Raw genomic sequence first — 16,822 nt, 5'->3', positions numbered from 1 at the left:
TCCGACTTACTCTGCGCCGCCGATGAAGTCCAGATTCTGGCCTTCTTTCAGGGTGACGTAAGCTTTTTTCCAGTCGCTACGACGACCGATACGCTGTCCGTGACGTTTTACTTTCCCTTTAACAACCAGGGTGCGGACGTCATTGACTTCGACTTCAAACAGTTTCTGTACTGCAGCTTTGATTTCTGCTTTAGTCGCGTCTTTAGCAACTTTGAGTACGATGGTGTTGTTTTTTTCCATCGCAGTAGACGCTTTTTCAGAAACGTGCGGCGCGCGCAATACTTTCAGCAGACGTTCTTCACGAATCATGCCAGCATCTCCTCAACTTGCTTAACAGCATCAGCAGTCATAACCACTTTGTCGAAGGCGATCAGGCTTACCGGATCGATGCCTGCCACGTCGCGTACGTCAACCTTGTACAGGTTGCGAGCGGCCAGGAACAGGTTCTCATCCAGTTCGCCGGTGATGATCAGCACGTCATCCAGCGCCAGTTCTTTCAGTTTCTGAGCCAGCAACTTGGTTTTCGGTGCTTCAACAGAGAACTTCTCGACAACGATCAGACGGTCCTGACGTACCAGTTCGGACAGGATGCTTTTCAGCGCGCCGCGGTACATCTTTTTGTTTACTTTCTGGCTGTGATCCTGCGGTTTGGCTGCGAAAGTCACGCCACCAGAACGCCAGATCGGGCTCTTGATAGAACCAGAACGCGCACGGCCTGTGCCTTTCTGACGCCACGGTTTTTTACCGGAACCAGTTACTTCAGCACGGGTCTTCTGAGCGCGAGTACCTTGACGGGCACCTGCTGCATAAGCAACAACAACCTGGTGAACCAGCGCTTCGTTGAAATCACGACCGAAGGTAGTTTCGGAAACAGTCAGCGCGCTTTGCGCGTCTTTCAATACTAATTCCATTGCTATCTCCTCACGCCTTCACAGCCGGTTTAACGATCAGGTCGCTACCGGTTGCACCCGGGACTGCACCTTTAACCAGCAGCAGGTTGCGCTCAGCGTCAACACGTACTACGTCCAGGCTCTGAACGGTTACACGTTCGTTACCCAGCTGGCCTGCCATTTTCTTGCCTTTGAACACTTTGCCCGGAGTCTGGTTCTGACCGATAGAACCCGGAACACGGTGAGACAAGGAGTTACCGTGGGTAGCATCCTGAGTACGGAAGTTCCAGCGCTTAACAGTACCGGCAAAGCCTTTACCTTTAGAAGTACCGGTAACGTCTACTTTCTTAACGTCAGCGAAAATTTCAACGCTAATATCTTGTCCTACCGCGAATTCTTCGCTGTCAGCCAGACGAAATTCACGCAGAACACGACCAGCTTCAACGCCAGCTTTAGCGAAATGACCGGCTTCCGGTTTGGTTACACGGTTAGCTTTTTTAGCGCCAGTGGTCACCTGAACAGCACGGTATCCGTCGTTCTCCAGGGTTTTAACCTGAGTCACGCGGTTTGCTTCAATTTCGATTACGGTTACGGGGATAGAAACGCCTTCTTCAGTGAAGATGCGGGTCATACCCACTTTTTTACCGACTAAACCAATCATTGTTTCAACCTCTCAATCGCTCAATGACCTGATTAACCCAGGCTGATCTGCACGTCTACACCGGCAGCCAGATCCAGACGCATCAGAGCATCAACGGTTTTCTCGGTTGGCTCAACGATGTCAACCAGACGCTTGTGAGTGCGAATCTCGTACTGATCACGCGCGTCTTTGTTAACGTGCGGGGAGATCAGAACGGTAAAGCGCTCTTTGCGGGTCGGCAGCGGGATCGGACCACGGACCTGCGCACCAGTGCGCTTGGCAGTCTCGACGATTTCCGCAGTTGATTGATCGATCAGACGATGATCAAACGCTTTCAGGCGGATACGGATTCTTTGGTTCTGCATGAGACCAGAGCTCCAATTATTTTATAAACGAAAATAATTACTCCTCACACCCATTACGATTGATGGGGGAGTGTAATCGTTCAGTACATAACCCCCATATCGGGAGTATTGTTCGGCGGGTATCGGGTACCTGCCTGCAGATTCATACGAATCAGGCTTACCATTTCAGGTAAGCCCGCGCATTATACGCAAATTTGCTCAGGAAGCAATCGAAAGTTCGAGGTGATGATTTACTCCAGCCCTCAACGGGACAACCATCTTCTTACTTTGCAGCGAACATAGGATGGAAAAATTATTCTGCTTTTAATTGCGCTTGCAAATAGTTTTGGATACCCAAGCGCGCAATCAACTCCAGCTCAGTTTCTAGCCAATCAATGTGTTCTTCTTCATCAGAGAGCACATCAATCATCAGATCTCGGCTAACATAATCCCTCACAGAATCGGCATAGGCGATTGCTTCGCGCAAATTTTTTGCACCTTCAAGCTCCAGCGCCAGATCTGAGCGTAGCATCTCTTCGACATCTTCACCGATATTGAGTTTACCGAGATCTTGTAGATTAGGGACACCTTCCAGAAACAGAATACGTTCAATGTAGCGATCCGCATGTTTCATTTCGTCAATCGACTCATGATACTCATGATCGTTAAGACGTTTGAGTCCCCAGTTGTTAAACATGCGGGCATGAAGAAAGTACTGGTTGATTGCAACCAACTCATTACCCAACAGTTTATTCAGATATGTAATGACATTCTTATCGCCTTTCATGACTTGCTCCTCCGCTTCAGTATTAAAAAGTGTAGAAGCGGCCAACGCAGAGTCAAAAGAATGTCCTGCTCCAGTCATGCGACTTGATGCAATTGCGCATTTTTTGCTGTTTCTTCTTCCAGAATAAACCGAGCCTGACGGATACATTTGCCACATGCCGTGCCTATCGGCACAAATTGCTTCAGCTGTTTCAACGACTGTGGTTGGTGCTGGCGCACCACCTGTCGAATGACTTTATCGGAAACGGCATTGCACAGGCAGACATACATATGCGAGCAACTCATTTTTTAATCAACTTGCCACATTGTAAATAAGAATGGTTTTTATTTCAATTTTTCTCTGAGGCAATAAAAAAGGGTGCCGAAGCACCCTTTTCATTTTTCATATCAGCTATCGGAATTAAGCGATAACTTTAGCAACCACGCCAGCGCCTACAGTACGGCCACCTTCACGGATAGCGAAACGCAGACCGTCGTCCATCGCGATCGGAGCAATCAGGTTTACAACCATCTTGATATTGTCGCCAGGCATAACCATTTCAACGCCTTCCGGCAGTTCGATGGTGCCAGTCACGTCAGTAGTACGGAAATAGAACTGCGGACGGTAGCCTTTGAAGAACGGCGTGTGACGGCCACCTTCGTCTTTGCTCAGAATGTACACTTCAGATTCGAACTGAGTATGCGGCTTGATTGAGCCCGGTTTAGCCAGTACCTGACCACGCTCTACTTCATCACGTTTGGTACCACGCAGCAGAACACCCACGTTCTCGCCCGCACGGCCTTCGTCCAGCAGTTTACGGAACATTTCAACGCCGGTGCAGGTGGTTTTCGCGGTGTCTTTGATACCCACGATTTCCACTTCTTCACCCACTTTGATGATGCCGCGCTCTACACGACCGGTTACTACAGTACCACGGCCGGAGATGGAGAATACGTCTTCGATCGGCAGCAGGAACGGCTTGTCAATCGCACGCTCCGGTTCCGGAATGTAACTGTCCAGCGCTTCAGCCAGTTCGATGATTTTCGCTTCCCACTCGGCATCGCCTTCCAGCGCTTTCAGCGCGGAACCGCGGATTACCGGCGTGTCGTCGCCCGGGAAGTCGTACTGAGACAGCAGCTCACGCACTTCCATCTCAACCAGTTCCAGCAGCTCTTCGTCATCAACCATGTCGCATTTGTTCAGGAACACGATGATGTACGGAACGCCTACCTGACGACCCAGCAGGATGTGCTCACGGGTCTGCGGCATCGGGCCGTCAGTCGCTGCAACTACCAGGATCGCGCCGTCCATCTGGGCAGCACCGGTGATCATGTTTTTCACGTAGTCGGCGTGTCCTGGGCAGTCAACGTGCGCATAGTGACGGGTCGGGGTATCGTATTCAACGTGAGAGGTGTTGATGGTAATACCACGCGCTTTTTCTTCCGGCGCGTTGTCGATCTGGTCGAATGCACGAGCCTGACCACCGTAGGTTTTTGCCAGAACGGTAGTGATGGCGGCGGTCAGCGTTGTTTTACCATGGTCAACGTGGCCGATAGTACCGACGTTAACGTGCGGTTTTGTACGTTCAAATTTTTCTTTAGACACGGCTATATTCCTTACTCAAATGCTCTCCCCTTACGGAGAGAGCACGGGATCAATGTGTTGTTAAACTCGAATTACTTGCTACGGGCTTCAATAACAGCCTGAGCAACGTTGTTCGGAGCGTCATCGTACTTCAGGAACTCCATGGAGTAAGAAGCACGACCTTTGGTCAGAGAACGCAGCTGAGTCGCATATCCGAACATTTCAGACAGCGGAACTTCAGCGTGAATCACAACGCCGGTAACGTTAGATTCTTGACCACGCAGCATACCACGACGGCGGCTCAGGTCACCGATGACGTCACCAGTGTTCTCTTCCGGCGTTTCTACTTCAACCTTCATGATCGGCTCAAGCAGAACAGGATTCGCTTTACTGAACGCAGCTTTAAAGGCAATAGAAGCGGCCAGTTTAAACGCCAACTCAGAGGAGTCAACGTCATGGTAAGAACCGAAATGCAGACGAACGCCGAGATCGACTACCGGGAAGCCAGCCAGCGGACCGGCTTTCAACTGTTCCTGGATGCCTTTATCAACAGCCGGGATATATTCGCCAGGAATTACACCGCCTTTGATATCGTTAACGAACTCATAACCTTTCGGATTTGAGCCAGGTTCCAGTGGGTACATGTCGATAACAACATGACCGTACTGACCACGACCACCAGACTGCTTGGCATGTTTACCTTCAACATCGGTAACTTTAGAGCGAATCGCTTCACGGTAAGCAACCTGCGGTTTACCCACGTTGGCTTCCACGTTGAATTCGCGCTTCATACGGTCAACGATGATGTCCAGGTGCAATTCACCCATACCTGCAATAATGGTCTGGTTGGATTCTTCGTCAGTCCATACGCGGAAAGACGGGTCTTCCTTCGCCAGACGGCCCAGAGCCAGACCCATTTTTTCCTGGTCAGCTTTGGTTTTCGGTTCTACCGCGATGGAGATAACCGGTTCCGGGAATTCCATACGTTCCAGAATGATCGGATGATCCGGGTTACACAGGGTGTCACCGGTGATCACATCTTTCAGACCGATAGCAGCGGCGATGTCGCCTGCGCGAACTTCTTTAATCTCTTCACGCTTGTTAGCGTGCATCTGAACGATACGGCCAAAACGCTCACGCTCAGATTTAACCGAGTTCAGCACGGTGTCGCCGGAGTTAACTACGCCGGAGTACACGCGGAAGAACGTCAGGTTACCCACAAACGGGTCGGTTGCGATTTTGAACGCCAGTGCAGAGAACGGCTCGTCATCGCTGGCATGACGCTCAGCCGGCGTGTCTTTACCGTCATCCAGAATACCTTTGATTGCCGGAACATCGGTCGGCGCAGGCAGGTAATCAATAACGGCATCCAGCATTGCCTGAACACCTTTGTTCTTGAACGCAGAACCACAGGTAACCAGAATGATTTCGTTGTTCAGTACACGCTGACGCAGTGCTTTTTTGATCTCTTCCTCGGTCAGCTCTTCGCCGCCCAGGTATTTTTCCATCAGCTCTTCAGAGGCTTCTGCCGCAGACTCGATCAGATTCTGGTGCCATTCAGCAGCCAGGTCCTGCATGTCAGCCGGGATATCTTCGTAAACGAAGGTAGTACCCTGGTCTGCTTCGTTCCAGTTGATGGCTTTCATTTTCACCAGGTCAACAACACCGGTGAACGCTTCTTCAGCACCAATAGCCAGTTGCAACGGAACCGGATTAGCACCCAGACGCACTTTAATCTGGTCAACAACCTTCAGGAAGTTCGCGCCCATACGGTCCATTTTGTTAACGAACGCGATACGCGGAACTTTGTATTTGTTTGCCTGACGCCATACGGTTTCAGACTGCGGCTGAACACCACCTACCGCACAGTAAACCATGACGGCGCCATCCAGAACACGCATGGAACGTTCTACTTCGATGGTGAAGTCAACGTGCCCTGGGGTATCGATGATGTTGATGCGATGCGGTTCATACTGCTTAGCCATACCAGACCAGAAGGCAGTGGTCGCAGCGGAGGTAATGGTGATACCACGCTCTTGTTCCTGCTCCATCCAGTCCATGGTGGCGGCGCCATCATGAACTTCACCGATTTTGTGGTTCACACCGGTGTAGAACAGAATACGTTCAGTAGTGGTGGTCTTACCGGCGTCGATGTGTGCGCTGATACCGATATTACGATAGCGCGCAATGGGTGTTGTACGAGCCATTTGTTTCCTCTATTCCTAGGGCGTTCAAAGTAGTAAACCCAGGCGGGTCAGCCTTTTAGCGCCCGCCAGGGTATTAACGTCTACGCAGGGATTACCAGCGGTAGTGAGCGAACGCCTTGTTGGCTTCAGCCATACGGTGAACGTCTTCACGTTTCTTCACAGCAGTACCTTTGTTGTCTGCTGCATCAGAAAGTTCGTTCGCCAGGCGCAAAGCCATGGATTTATCACCGCGTTTACGAGCAGCTTCAACGATCCAACGCATAGCCAGAGCATTGCGACGAACCGGACGAACTTCAACTGGAACCTGATAAGTAGAACCACCAACACGACGCGACTTAACTTCGACAGTCGGGCGCACGTTGTCCAGTGCTGCTTCAAAGGCTTCCAGGTGGTCTTTACCAGAACGCTGAGCCAGGGTCTCCAGCGCGGTATAGACGATTGATTCTGCAGTAGATTTTTTACCATCTACCATCAGGATATTAACAAATTTAGCCAGCAGTTCTGATCCGAACTTCGGATCCGGCAGAATTTTACGCTGACCAATGACGCGACGACGTGGCATGGAAATACTCCGTTGTTAATTCAGGATTGTCCAAAACTCTACGAGTTTAGTTTGACATTAAAGTTAAAACGTTTGGCCTTACTTAACGGAGAACCATTAAGCCTTGGGCTTCTTCACGCCGTATTTGGAACGGGATTGCTTACGGTCTTTAACACCAGAGCAGTCCAGCGCGCCACGAACGGTGTGGTAACGCACACCTGGCAGGTCTTTAACACGACCGCCACGGATCAGGATCACGGAGTGCTCCTGCAGGTTATGACCTTCACCGCCAATATAGGAGGTAACTTCAAAACCGTTGGTTAAACGAACACGGCAAACTTTACGCAGTGCGGAGTTCGGTTTTTTCGGGGTGGTGGTATATACACGGGTACATACGCCACGTTTCTGCGGGCAGGCTTCCAGCGCCGGAACGTTGCTCTTAGCAACCTTCAGGGAGCGTGGTTTGCGTACCAGCTGGTTAATTGTTGCCATTCAAAAAGCTCCTGGTTTTTGCTTCGTAAACACGTAATAAATCACCTCATACTTAGACAGAGGCAAAGTATGAGGACGCAGAATTTTAGGGCTGGCCGGGTAAGGAGTCAAGAAATATACAAAAATGCGAAATTACCAGGCCAGTTGCCGGGAATGCAGAACTGTTAATTGCACGAATTGAGTATAGTCAATCAGTATAATTGTGGTGGTAATTTGGTCAGAAAGTCCGCGCGCGACGACATCCTCTTGCAAGGCATATACCGTAGCGCCAGAAGATAATAGACGTTCACCAAAGGGGGCCCCGCTTAACGCTGCGATGACGCCATCTTGCAGCAACAAAATAGCATCGCTTTCGCCAACATTGCGCAGCAACGCATCCAGATCGGTATGGTAAGGCGAATGCGCCAGAGTATGTAGCATGGGACCACCGGTCAAAAGGTCAGCACAGTATCGTACGTATTCAACGTAGCGCGCAGCGCATCAGCCGCCAGCGGTTCTACGTCCAGTACCCAGGGGGTGTCCGCAGACAAGCCACGCTGACTAAGCGACGCCTCGCAGACATAACAGCGTTCAACGTCATACAACGCCAGCACCCCAAAAGTCGCAATATAATTGCGCATCAGGATCAGATCTGGTCGCTGGTTGGGCAGAAGCTGGAATACGCCGTCAGCGATAAAAAAAACGCCAATATCATCAGTCAGCGCCGACATTGCCAACAGCGCGTCCAACCCTTCTCTGCCGGCAGCCGAACCATGAGGCGCCTGGGTAAATACAAAAGCAACGCGCTTCATTCTGTTTTTCCCCATGACTAAAACTGAACGACGCGATCACAGCGCAGTACCGACTGCGACAGTTCGCCTAGCCCACTCAGGGTAAATCCTGACTGAAGGTTCGCCCGTGCCAGATGCAACTGTTCCGCCTGCTGTGCGTCAGTCACGCCGCGACGCAACGCTGCGGCGACACACACGTTCAGCGCCACCTGATGAGCTTGCGCCAGTTGCTGCCAGGCCCGGACCAGATCAAACTCGTCGTTAGCCGGCGCAGTCAGTTGGTTGGCGTTAAGCACCCCTTCACGGTAAAAGAAAACGCTTTGCAACTCATGCCCTTGTGCCAGCAAAGCCTGCGCAAACTGAAATGCGCTGCTGGCTTGCTGCGTGCCATAGGCGGGGCCGGTCACCAACAGGCAGTAACTCAGCATTAACGATCATGCCCGCTGAAATCGCCGCTCTTGAACTGGCGGATATACAAGTAAACGGTATGCTTGGAAATATTCAGCCTATCCGCCACCTGATTGATGGCGTCTTTAATATCAAAGATGCCTTTTTCATAAAGGTTCAGCACAATCTGGCGGTTCTTGGCATTGTTGGAAACGTTGCGATCGGCATTCACCTCTTCAATGGTGAACTCCAGCGTCTGCGCCACCAGTTCATCCACCGAAGACGCGAAGTTGACGGAAGATGCCACTTCCTTGATTTCAGGCGGCAAGAAAGTCTGCATGATCTGCGAGAAGGGAACGTCGAGATTCATATTGATGCACAACAGCCCGATAACGCGCTGTTCACGATTGCGGATGGCGATGGTCACCGACTTCATCAATACGCCGCTTTTGGCGCGGGTGAAATACGCTCTGGAAACGCTGCTGTCTTCGCCTGCCATATCATGCAACATGCGCAACGCCAGATCAGTAATGGGCGAGCCGATTTTGCGTCCGGTATGCTCGCCATTGGCGATACGGACCGCTGAGCATTTCAGGTCGTCTAACGAGTGCAGCACAATCTCGCAATGATCACCGATAAGCATCGCCAGGCCGTCAACCACGGCTTCATACGATTTCAGGATTTCATAATCCGTCTGTGTGAACGGACGCTGATCCAGCAAATCTAGATCATTAGATTCGCCAGTAACAAGCGAAGTAGACATGGCAGGCACCACCTTCAACGTCATTTATCATCGTATCGACAGGATTGCAGTCTACCAAATAACCCTTGCGTCGTCCTTTGTATTTCGAGAGCGACGGGGGGCTGTATTCCTTCTTGAGGTTGGGTTAATTTATGCGTTTTAGAGTGCGACAAACTTTATTTGTCCCGCATGGATGGCTTTCCCACAATGTTCAAAATTACCCGCCCGTCTCGCCCTGTTTGGAGTAGTTTTATCTATAATCTGGTGTTCGCGGCCTTCATTACCCTGATACAAAATATCGCCTATTACCGCCAAGCTTTACAACTGGTCATTACCGATTCCTGGTGGAATGGATTATTCCTGGCAACCATGCCCATCGTTATTTTCGCCGTGCTCAATATTTTCTTCACATTACTGATTATTCCCTGGCTGCGTCAGGGGATTGTCGCCCTGATGCTAACAGGTGGCGCCGCAGTACAGTATTTCATGATTAATTACGGCATCATCATCGACCGTACCATGATGCAGAACGTGTTCGAAACCAACATGGCAGAATCTATGGCGTTGGTGACGCCACAATATGTGCTCTGGTTGACGCTACTGGGCATCGTACCGGCACTGGCTGCGCTATGGGTTAAAATTCGACCGACGCCGTTAAGCTGGATAGCCATCGGGTCTCGCTGTTTCAGCATTATGTTGTCGATTATTGCAATTATACTGGTCGCTACTTTTTTCTATAAAGATTACGCGTCACTCATGCGAAATAATAAGGAGCTGGTGAAATCACTGACCCCTAGTAATATTATTCTCGCCGGTATTTCTTATTATCGTCATCACGCACAGGCCAATTTACCGTTAGTGCAAATTGGTCTGGATGCACATAAAAACGTGCCTGCCGACAATACCAAAAAAAATCTGGTGATCCTGGTGGTAGGAGAAACCTCTCGCGCCGAGAACTTTTCACTCGGCGGCTACAACAAACCCACCAATCCGCGGTTGACCAACGATAATGTGGTTTATTTTAGCCAGACAACATCCTGCGGCACCTCTACTGGGGTTTCCGTTCCCTGCATGTTTTCCGGTATGCCGCGCACCGGCTATGATGAGCAACTGGCTGCCCATCAGGAAGGATTGCTGGATATTCTGCAACACGCGGGCGTCAGCGTACGCTGGCAGGAGAACGACGCCGGCTGTAAAGGTGCCTGCGCTCGCGTGCCGACTCTGGATGCCACTGCACTGAATCTGCCTGGACAATGTCTTGATGGTGAGTGTCACGATGAAGTCTTGTTCAACGGCGTGGACGACTATATCAACCAGTTGAACAACGACGGCATCATCGTGCTACACACAATAGGTAGCCACGGGCCAGCTTACTATCAACGTTACCCGGACGCTTTTCGAAAATTCACGCCGACTTGTGATACCAATCAAATCCAGACATGCTCGCAAGAATCATTAATTAATACTTACGATAATACGATTCTCTACGTAGACTATATTGTTGATAAGGCAATTAATGTATTGAAAGGGCATCAGGATAAATTTAACACCGCTTTGGTTTATCTTTCCGACCATGGCGAATCACTGGGCGAGGACGGGCTTTATCTGCACAGTATGCCGTACGCGGTAGCGCCCACACAGCAAACTCATATTCCGATGCTGATGTGGTTTTCCGGCGGCTACCAGCAGCAGTTTGCCATCAATGACAGTTGTATGCGCAGACAAGCCAGCCAGCAGCGTTTTTCTCAGGACAATCTTTTCCATACCGTTCTGGGCATGTTTAACATTGCGACCAAGGAATATCAGGCACCGCTTGATATCCTTCAACCGTGTCGGGGCACTTCATGAAACTGTTGATTGTTGAAGATGATGCGTTGTTACAGGAAGGACTATTGCAGGCAATGCGCAACGAAGGATATGTCTGCGATTGCGCCTCTACCGCCAAAGAAGCGGATGCCCTCATCAACAGCGCCCACTACAGTCTGGTGGTGCTGGATCTGGGATTACCGGACGAAGACGGCCTCACCTTGCTGGGCCGCTGGCGCCGGAGCAATTACCAGCAACCGGTGTTAATTCTGACAGCCCGCGACACCGTGGATGATCGCGTCACCGGGCTGGATGTCGGCGCTGACGATTACATGATAAAACCCTTTGCACTGAACGAGTTTCAGGCGCGGGTCCGTGCATTAATCCGCCGTCACCAGGGGTCCAGCGACAGTTGGATTCGGGTAGATAACATCACGCTCGATCTCAACAATCAACAAGTCATGCTGGATGATAAACCCATTGTGCTGACGCCGAAGGAATTCGCCATTCTGTCCCGGTTGATTCTCAAGGCCGGTTCACAAGTTCACCGCGAAGTGCTGCATCAAGACCTTTACAGTTGGGACGACGACCCCTCATCCAATTCTCTCGAAGTCCACATCCACAACCTGCGGCAGAAGATCGGCAAAAATCGCATCAAAACCCTGCGCGGCTTCGGCTACCTGCTGACCAAGGGTGACCAGACATGAGCCATATCTCTCATTCCGCCTCATTAGAACGCGCCACCGTAAGCATTCGTACCCGGCTTATCCTGACATTAGGCTGCATTCTTTTGGCCTGCCAGTTGATAAGCGTTGTCTGGCTCTGGCATGAGAGCAAAGAGCAGATAGAATTGCTGGTAGAACAGACGCTGACGGCCAAATCTCTCAACAGTGACATTGAATTCGAAATTAATGAGGCGATTGCTTCATTAAGTCTTCCCAGCCTGATGATGATTATCGCTTCTCTGGTTATGTGCACCCATGCTGTCAACCGCATCACCAGACCACTCCTGACACTGCGGGAAGAATTGCACAACCGCACCGCCGAAAACCTGGACCCGTTAGAACAACGCAGCGATGTCACCGAAATTGCGGCTGTCATCTCCAGTATGAACCAGTTGTTTGCGCGCTTTAGCGAATCGTTGCGCCGTGATCGGCTCTTCGCCTCAAACGTCGCGCATGAGTTGCGTACCCCGTTGGCAGGCATCCGGCTGAGTCTGGAATTACATGAACAAATGCACCATATCGACTGCCAGCCGTTAATCAAACGCGTCGATCATTTAACCAAAACCATCGAACAGCTTCTGTTGCTGGCGCGGGTCGGTAACGAAATCGCCGCTGGCCACTACGAACCTGTGTCACTGGTTGATGATGTGATTATGCCAAAGCAAGAAGAACTGGAGGAAATGGCGACCATGCGGCATCAACAGCTCGACTGGCAGTCAGAGACGCAAGACGTCACCGTGCCGGGCAATGCCACGCTACTGCAGTTACTGCTCCGCAATCTGGTGGAAAACGCCTACCGGTACGGTCCTGAACACAGCACGATTATCATCAGAGTGGCCGATCACCCCGACGGCAGTTGTGAATTGAGCATATTAGACGAGGGACCGGGCATCAACGAATCTCAGGTGGGGGAGCTGACCAAAGCGTTTGTGCGCATGGATACCCGTTATGGCGGCATCGGCCTTGGGCTGAGTATCGTGACCCGCATCGTGCAGTTGCACCATGGTGAATTCTTTCTGGAAAACCGACGTGATCGTACCGGCACCCAGGCGCGTGTTGTTTTCAAACGCCACATCCATGAGATCATCGGCAGCGAAGACAACGTCGCCTGACCGGATCGCTCGCCTACACCCACAACATATTTCAGACGTCTGTCAGAGCAAAAAAATACCGCCGACTCGAATGAGCGGCGGTATTACAACATGCACGGCGGCAGTCAGCCAATTACTGCGCGGCTTTCTTCGCCTTGTCGTCAGCCGGTTTTTCCGCTTTCGGCGCAGCGCCTTTGGCGTCAGCACCTGATTTGATGTCCAGCAGTTCAACATCAAACACCAGCGTAGAATTAGGTGCGATCCCCGGCACGCCTGCTTCGCCGTAAGCCAGCGCCGGCGGGATAACCAGCTTGATCTTGCCGCCTTTTTTCACGTGCTTGAGACCTTCGGTCCAGCCAGGAATAACGCCGTCCAGACGGAAAGAGAGCGGTTCGCCGCGTTTATAGGAGTTGTCGAACTCGCTACCATCAACCAGCGTACCTTTGTAGTTCACGACTACAGTATCGCTGTCTTTAGGTGCTGCACCGGTCCCTTCCTTCTCTACCTGATAAAGCAGACCGGATTCGGTTTTCTTCACGCCTTTTTCTTTGGCGAAGGCATCACGGTATTTGGTGCCTTTGTCAGCGTTATCTTTGGCATCCTGCTGCATTTTAGCCTGAGCAGCAGCCTTCACCTGGCCTTCAAACGCCTGCAGGGTTTTTTCGATTTCTTCATCAGACAATTTGCTCTTATCAGCAAACGCATCCTGAACCCCCTGGATCAACTGTTGCTTATCCAGTTTGATCCCCAGTTTTTCCTGTTCCTTCAGGGAATTATCCATGTAGCGACCCAATGAAGCGCCCAGAGCGTACGCGGCTGCTTCTTCATCGCTTTTAAACTTACCCGCTGCGACTTTCGCTGCATCCGCAGGGGCAGGGGCAGACGTTGCCGCTGCTGCATCAGTGGTCTTGGCCTCATCCGCCGCCATAACCCCCGTACTCAACGCCAGTCCCATAGCTGCCGTCAGCAGTGTGACTTTAAATAGTGATTTCATCCGTCTCTCCAACATTCGGAGCACCATGCCCCGGCAACATTAAATTTCGCAGCTACTATAACGTTGCGCGTGAAGACAATACAACGACGCGCCGCATCGGATAGCGAAAAATTCCGAATCTCAGGATATATGCCCCACTGCGTGTGGTTTTACTACCAGAACGCTCCGCTTTCTGACACACTTTGCGCTCATTGCATGGGAGGAAAAACGATGCCACTGTCACAACTGGAACAACGGCTCGAATTACTGGAAAGCCGCCAGGCTTTTCAGGAGATCACCATTGAAGAACTGAACCAGACTGTCGTACAACACGAGTTGGAAATGACCCGGCTACGCGAACAGTTGCGACTGCTAACCGAAAAACTACGAGCGGCGTCACCCTCGATGATTGCCTCGCAGGCAGAAGAAACGCCGCCGCCGCATTATTGATACCAGCAAGCGCAACCACCACCGCTATGCCTTACGCCACTGCCGTGGGCTGATGCCAAACCAACGACGAAAGGCACGGGAAAACGCGCTAACCTCAGAGTAGCCCAGCAGAAATGCCATCTCGGAAATTGACAGCTGGCGTTGTTGCAAATAGTGGGTTGCCATCTCGCAACGCACTTTCTCTACCAGTTGGGTGAAAGTCATACCTTCTTCTTTCAATCGACGTTGTAACGACCAGCTCGATAAGCCGATGTTTTCCGCCACCTCTTCCAGTGACGGCTCGCCTTGCGGCAACACCTGACGTAACCGGGCACGCGCCAGGTCCACGACGCTCTGCTGAGGAGCATCATTGTTAAGCCGACGCAGAGCATCCTGAACCACCAGCAGCAACAGAGGGTCATGATCCGGCATGGCTCTCATCACATCACGCTTGGGGATCAGCAGCGAATTGAACGGTTGATCGAAATACACCGGCGCATCAAACGCTTTACAGTGCTCATGCCACTGTTCGGGACGGGGATGTTCAAAATGCACTTCCCGCGGCGCCCAGTTTTTGCCTGCAGCATGACGAATCAGGTTCAACATCATCCCCAGCGTCAGTTCCGCATCCTGGCGGCAATGCAGGATAGCGCCATGACGCACCTGATAATCAAAACGCCAGCAATCCCCCTTATCCACCAGACGAATCAGCGTATCGTGTTGATGAAAGGGAAAGGCATTGACTACGTTATGCAATGCCTGCTCCAGAGTGGCACTGCATAACCCAACATAGCCTATCAACCCCAGCGCCTGCGGCTTGAACTGCCGCCCATAATGCAGACCGAAATTGTCGCAATCCGAATAGCGGGCAGCCTCCTCCAGCACCCGACAATAATTCACCAGCCCGACACTCAGCGTCGGGCTGGCCAATAACTCCGGGTTGATACCGCTGATGCCCAGAATACGATCCGCATCACCACCTTTTTCACCGATAAAATCGGTCAGACCTGATGCCGCGGCGGCCAGCACGCCCCGATGTCCGATGGACAACCCGGCGACCGGCGGCAGCCGAAAAGATGTAGTTTCCATGACTTCTGCCTCACTCAGCCTACCCAATATCGTAAACCTGCAAATTCCATACCATTCGCAAGCCATTGAATTAAGTAGCATCGCAAAACAGAACAGCACCATGACGATCACATGGGTGCGCGGTCATGGTGCAGTTGCCGCAACAGTCGGCTCAGACACCAACCGGCAACGCCGCCTGCTCCAGATAACGACGACACAGCCGCACGGTGTGGCTACTCCAGTCGGTTCCCAGACTCATGGCCTGTTCAGTCTGACTATGCGAGCCAGCCCAGGCCATCAACTGAATACGACGCTGGATCAACAGCGATGGAATCACCGCCCTATCCGCCTCGCCAAGTGGGCATACACGCTGATAGCCGTTGAGCCAACCTTCCACCCATGCAGGCGCGCTGGGATGATGCTCCACAAAACTGATCGCTGCCGCCAGATCGTGCAGATACCAGCTAAAGCCGCAATCATCAAAGTCGATCACTCTGGTTTCGCCGTTTTGCAGCAGCAAGTTGGTCAGGCGCAAATCCGCATGAATCAAGCCATAACGCTGGCGCTCCTTGCCGTAGAGCATCAGCGCTTCGCGTACCTGCGCCAGCGTTTCTTCAATGACGCCGTGGTCTTGCACATTCAGGTTGGGCGCATCCTGCCAGCGTCCCCAGTGACCATGCGGCCCAACCATAGTGTCATGGTCCCACACCAGCCGACGAAAGCCAGCAGGGGGGACCCAGCGGCGGCTATGCTGGTGCAGGCGGGCGGTGATCATACCCAGTTGCTCAAAAGCGTGAGCATCGACTGCCGTCGTCGGCATTTCACCCTCAATCCAATGGAACAGCACCACATTACGTACCGTGCCATCGGCCATCGTCACCGTTTGCACCGTTTCGCCATCCAGCCCGGTCAACGCCTGCGGCACCGTGATTCCCTCTTCCCGCAGCGCCTCCAGCCAGGCCAGTTCGCCGGCAATCTCTTCACGTTGATGATAACCGGGTCGGTGAATACGCATCGCATAGCGTTGACCGCCCGCGACCAGTCGATAGGTCGCATTTTCTGAGCGACACAGCAGGCTGAGCTGCCCCTGCTGTGCTGACGGGTAACGTTGCATAGCCAGTGCGGCCAGGTGATCCAGCGTGGTGTTATCAAGGGTATCGTATTGTTCTGCCATGTGCTGTTCTGCCGTGTCCTGTTCTGCCATAGGTGTTATCTCATCCAAAGAGGGCCAAACCGGGTGGAATCCGGGTGATAGGCCTTCAGGATGTGATCACTCCCGCGATGATGCTTGACGTCGCAACGCCGCAACTTGACCGTACGCGACACGGACCTGCCGAATCCTCCCTGTTTGACCGCAGAGCGCAAAA

21 protein-coding genes are annotated in these 16,822 nt (G+C 51.9%); 4 read left to right on the top strand and 17 right to left on the bottom strand.

Features of this window, described 5'->3' with window-relative positions; genetic code table 11:
* Nucleotides 1-6 precede the first annotated feature (6 nt).
* From rplW to Dpoa569_RS02030, 14 genes are all read right to left on the bottom strand, one after another.
* Nucleotides 7-309 carry a 50S ribosomal protein L23 gene (gene rplW / locus Dpoa569_RS02095; RefSeq protein ID WP_009111205.1) on the bottom strand — a complete coding sequence of 101 codons (303 nt, stop codon included), beginning with the start codon at nt 307-309 and terminating at the stop codon, nt 7-9.
* Nucleotides 306-911 carry a 50S ribosomal protein L4 gene (rplD, locus tag Dpoa569_RS02090; protein WP_012764041.1) on the bottom strand — a complete coding sequence of 202 codons (606 nt, stop codon included), beginning with the start codon at nt 909-911 and terminating at the stop codon, nt 306-308. Before rplD ends, rplW begins: the two co-directional genes overlap by 4 nt.
* Nucleotides 912-921: 10 nt before the next feature.
* Nucleotides 922-1,551 carry a 50S ribosomal protein L3 gene (gene rplC / locus Dpoa569_RS02085; protein WP_042873107.1) on the bottom strand — a complete coding sequence of 210 codons (630 nt, stop codon included), beginning with the start codon at nt 1,549-1,551 and terminating at the stop codon, nt 922-924.
* Nucleotides 1,552-1,583: 32 nt separating this feature from the next.
* Complete coding sequence (gene rpsJ, locus Dpoa569_RS02080) at nt 1,584-1,895, bottom strand: 30S ribosomal protein S10 (RefSeq protein ID WP_001181005.1); 312 nt, start codon at nt 1,893-1,895, stop codon at nt 1,584-1,586.
* A gap of 292 nt (nt 1,896-2,187) precedes the next feature.
* Nucleotides 2,188-2,661, bottom strand: coding sequence for a bacterioferritin (bfr, locus tag Dpoa569_RS02075; protein ID WP_042873109.1), 474 nt, complete (start codon nt 2,659-2,661; stop codon nt 2,188-2,190).
* Between the two features lie 74 nt (nt 2,662-2,735).
* Nucleotides 2,736-2,930, bottom strand: a complete 195-nt coding sequence (gene bfd / locus Dpoa569_RS02070) for a bacterioferritin-associated ferredoxin (protein WP_042873111.1) — start codon at nt 2,928-2,930, stop codon at nt 2,736-2,738.
* A gap of 130 nt (nt 2,931-3,060) precedes the next feature.
* Nucleotides 3,061-4,245, bottom strand: a complete 1,185-nt coding sequence (gene tuf, locus Dpoa569_RS02065; RefSeq protein WP_019845203.1) for an elongation factor Tu — start codon at nt 4,243-4,245, stop codon at nt 3,061-3,063.
* A 71-nt stretch (nt 4,246-4,316) separates the two neighbouring features.
* Nucleotides 4,317-6,431 carry an elongation factor G gene (gene fusA, locus Dpoa569_RS02060; RefSeq protein WP_146411007.1) on the bottom strand — a complete coding sequence of 705 codons (2,115 nt, stop codon included), beginning with the start codon at nt 6,429-6,431 and terminating at the stop codon, nt 4,317-4,319.
* A gap of 91 nt (nt 6,432-6,522) precedes the next feature.
* On the bottom strand, nt 6,523-6,993 hold the full coding sequence (gene rpsG / locus Dpoa569_RS02055; RefSeq protein ID WP_042873114.1) for a 30S ribosomal protein S7: 471 nt from the start codon (nt 6,991-6,993) through the stop codon (nt 6,523-6,525).
* Nucleotides 6,994-7,089: 96 nt separating this feature from the next.
* Nucleotides 7,090-7,464 carry a 30S ribosomal protein S12 gene (gene rpsL / locus Dpoa569_RS02050; protein ID WP_012768095.1) on the bottom strand — a complete coding sequence of 125 codons (375 nt, stop codon included), beginning with the start codon at nt 7,462-7,464 and terminating at the stop codon, nt 7,090-7,092.
* A 132-nt stretch (nt 7,465-7,596) separates the two neighbouring features.
* Nucleotides 7,597-7,884, bottom strand: a complete 288-nt coding sequence (gene tusB, locus Dpoa569_RS02045) for a sulfurtransferase complex subunit TusB (protein ID WP_042873116.1) — start codon at nt 7,882-7,884, stop codon at nt 7,597-7,599.
* A gap of 11 nt (nt 7,885-7,895) precedes the next feature.
* Nucleotides 7,896-8,255 (bottom strand): sulfurtransferase complex subunit TusC, encoded by a 360-nt coding sequence (gene tusC, locus Dpoa569_RS02040; RefSeq protein WP_042873117.1) that lies wholly within the window; start codon nt 8,253-8,255, stop codon nt 7,896-7,898.
* A 17-nt stretch (nt 8,256-8,272) separates the two neighbouring features.
* Entirely contained in the window at nt 8,273-8,662 is a 390-nt protein-coding gene (tusD, locus tag Dpoa569_RS02035; protein ID WP_146411004.1) for a sulfurtransferase complex subunit TusD, read from the bottom strand.
* Nucleotides 8,662-9,384: a helix-turn-helix transcriptional regulator gene (locus Dpoa569_RS02030; protein ID WP_042873120.1), complete on the bottom strand. Its 723-nt coding sequence runs from the start codon at nt 9,382-9,384 to the stop codon at nt 8,662-8,664. Before Dpoa569_RS02030 ends, tusD begins: the two co-directional genes overlap by 1 nt.
* A gap of 186 nt (nt 9,385-9,570) precedes the next feature.
* Between Dpoa569_RS02030 and eptA the strand changes: the two genes are divergently transcribed.
* Genes eptA through pmrB form a run of 3 tightly spaced genes read left to right on the top strand, consistent with a single transcriptional unit; the run spans nt 9,571 to nt 13,006 of the window.
* Entirely contained in the window at nt 9,571-11,211 is a 1,641-nt protein-coding gene (gene eptA / locus Dpoa569_RS02025) for a phosphoethanolamine transferase EptA (protein WP_146411001.1), read from the top strand.
* Nucleotides 11,208-11,876 carry a two-component system response regulator PmrA gene (gene pmrA, locus Dpoa569_RS02020; protein WP_042873122.1) on the top strand — a complete coding sequence of 223 codons (669 nt, stop codon included), beginning with the start codon at nt 11,208-11,210 and terminating at the stop codon, nt 11,874-11,876. Before eptA ends, pmrA begins: the two co-directional genes overlap by 4 nt.
* The gene (pmrB, locus tag Dpoa569_RS02015; protein WP_042873124.1) at nt 11,873-13,006 is read left to right on the top strand and encodes a two-component system sensor histidine kinase PmrB; all 1,134 of its coding nucleotides are present in this window, start codon (nt 11,873-11,875) and stop codon (nt 13,004-13,006) included. The genes pmrA and pmrB overlap by 4 nt, the downstream gene beginning before the upstream one ends.
* 112 nt (nt 13,007-13,118) lie before the next feature.
* Here pmrB and fkpA read toward each other — a convergent pair whose 3' ends face one another.
* Entirely contained in the window at nt 13,119-13,979 is an 861-nt protein-coding gene (fkpA, locus tag Dpoa569_RS02010; protein ID WP_042873126.1) for an FKBP-type peptidyl-prolyl cis-trans isomerase, read from the bottom strand.
* Between the two features lie 210 nt (nt 13,980-14,189).
* Between fkpA and Dpoa569_RS02005 the strand changes: the two genes are divergently transcribed.
* On the top strand, nt 14,190-14,408 hold the full coding sequence (locus Dpoa569_RS02005) for a protein SlyX (protein WP_042873128.1): 219 nt from the start codon (nt 14,190-14,192) through the stop codon (nt 14,406-14,408).
* 24 nt (nt 14,409-14,432) lie between these two features.
* Here the strand turns inward: Dpoa569_RS02005 and qhpR are convergent, their stop codons facing one another.
* Together qhpR and Dpoa569_RS01995 are read right to left on the bottom strand one after the other, a co-directional pair.
* A complete protein-coding gene (gene qhpR / locus Dpoa569_RS02000) occupies nt 14,433-15,476 on the bottom strand; it encodes an AraC-like transcriptional regulator QhpR (protein ID WP_042873130.1) in 1,044 nt (347 codons plus the stop codon).
* A gap of 151 nt (nt 15,477-15,627) precedes the next feature.
* Nucleotides 15,628-16,659, bottom strand: a complete 1,032-nt coding sequence (locus Dpoa569_RS01995; protein WP_128569792.1) for a phosphotransferase enzyme family protein — start codon at nt 16,657-16,659, stop codon at nt 15,628-15,630.
* Between the last annotated feature and the right edge of the window lie 163 nt (nt 16,660-16,822).

The sequence above is a fragment of the Dickeya poaceiphila genome (assembly GCF_007858975.2).
Lineage (GTDB): Bacteria > Pseudomonadota > Gammaproteobacteria > Enterobacterales > Enterobacteriaceae > Dickeya > Dickeya poaceiphila.
The sequence above is the reverse complement of the archived record's forward strand: the minus strand, read 5'-3'. Positions and strand labels throughout refer to the sequence as shown.

Excerpts from the sequence above, each read along its gene's own strand:
- rplW (WP_009111205.1), bottom strand. The coding sequence starts at position 309 with ATGATTCGTGAAGAACGTCTGCTGAAAGTATTGCGCGCGCCGCACGTT.
- rplD (WP_012764041.1), bottom strand. The coding sequence starts at position 911 with ATGGAATTAGTATTGAAAGACGCGCAAAGCGCGCTGACTGTTTCCGAA.
- rplC (WP_042873107.1), bottom strand. The coding sequence starts at position 1,551 with ATGATTGGTTTAGTCGGTAAAAAAGTGGGTATGACCCGCATCTTCACT.
- rpsJ (WP_001181005.1), bottom strand. The coding sequence starts at position 1,895 with ATGCAGAACCAAAGAATCCGTATCCGCCTGAAAGCGTTTGATCATCGT.
- bfr (WP_042873109.1), bottom strand. The coding sequence starts at position 2,661 with ATGAAAGGCGATAAGAATGTCATTACATATCTGAATAAACTGTTGGGT.
- bfd (WP_042873111.1), bottom strand. The coding sequence starts at position 2,930 with ATGTATGTCTGCCTGTGCAATGCCGTTTCCGATAAAGTCATTCGACAG.
- fusA (WP_146411007.1), bottom strand. The coding sequence starts at position 6,431 with ATGGCTCGTACAACACCCATTGCGCGCTATCGTAATATCGGTATCAGC.
- rpsG (WP_042873114.1), bottom strand. The coding sequence starts at position 6,993 with ATGCCACGTCGTCGCGTCATTGGTCAGCGTAAAATTCTGCCGGATCCG.
- rpsL (WP_012768095.1), bottom strand. The coding sequence starts at position 7,464 with ATGGCAACAATTAACCAGCTGGTACGCAAACCACGCTCCCTGAAGGTT.
- tusB (WP_042873116.1), bottom strand. The coding sequence starts at position 7,884 with ATGCTACATACTCTGGCGCATTCGCCTTACCATACCGATCTGGATGCG.
- tusC (WP_042873117.1), bottom strand. The coding sequence starts at position 8,255 with ATGAAGCGCGTTGCTTTTGTATTTACCCAGGCGCCTCATGGTTCGGCT.
- tusD (WP_146411004.1), bottom strand. The coding sequence starts at position 8,662 with ATGCTGAGTTACTGCCTGTTGGTGACCGGCCCCGCCTATGGCACGCAG.
- Dpoa569_RS02030 (WP_042873120.1), bottom strand. The coding sequence starts at position 9,384 with ATGTCTACTTCGCTTGTTACTGGCGAATCTAATGATCTAGATTTGCTG.
- eptA (WP_146411001.1), top strand. The coding sequence starts at position 9,571 with ATGTTCAAAATTACCCGCCCGTCTCGCCCTGTTTGGAGTAGTTTTATC.
- pmrA (WP_042873122.1), top strand. The coding sequence starts at position 11,208 with ATGAAACTGTTGATTGTTGAAGATGATGCGTTGTTACAGGAAGGACTA.
- pmrB (WP_042873124.1), top strand. The coding sequence starts at position 11,873 with ATGAGCCATATCTCTCATTCCGCCTCATTAGAACGCGCCACCGTAAGC.
- fkpA (WP_042873126.1), bottom strand. The coding sequence starts at position 13,979 with ATGAAATCACTATTTAAAGTCACACTGCTGACGGCAGCTATGGGACTG.
- Dpoa569_RS02005 (WP_042873128.1), top strand. The coding sequence starts at position 14,190 with ATGCCACTGTCACAACTGGAACAACGGCTCGAATTACTGGAAAGCCGC.
- qhpR (WP_042873130.1), bottom strand. The coding sequence starts at position 15,476 with ATGGAAACTACATCTTTTCGGCTGCCGCCGGTCGCCGGGTTGTCCATC.
- Dpoa569_RS01995 (WP_128569792.1), bottom strand. The coding sequence starts at position 16,659 with ATGGCAGAACAGGACACGGCAGAACAGCACATGGCAGAACAATACGAT.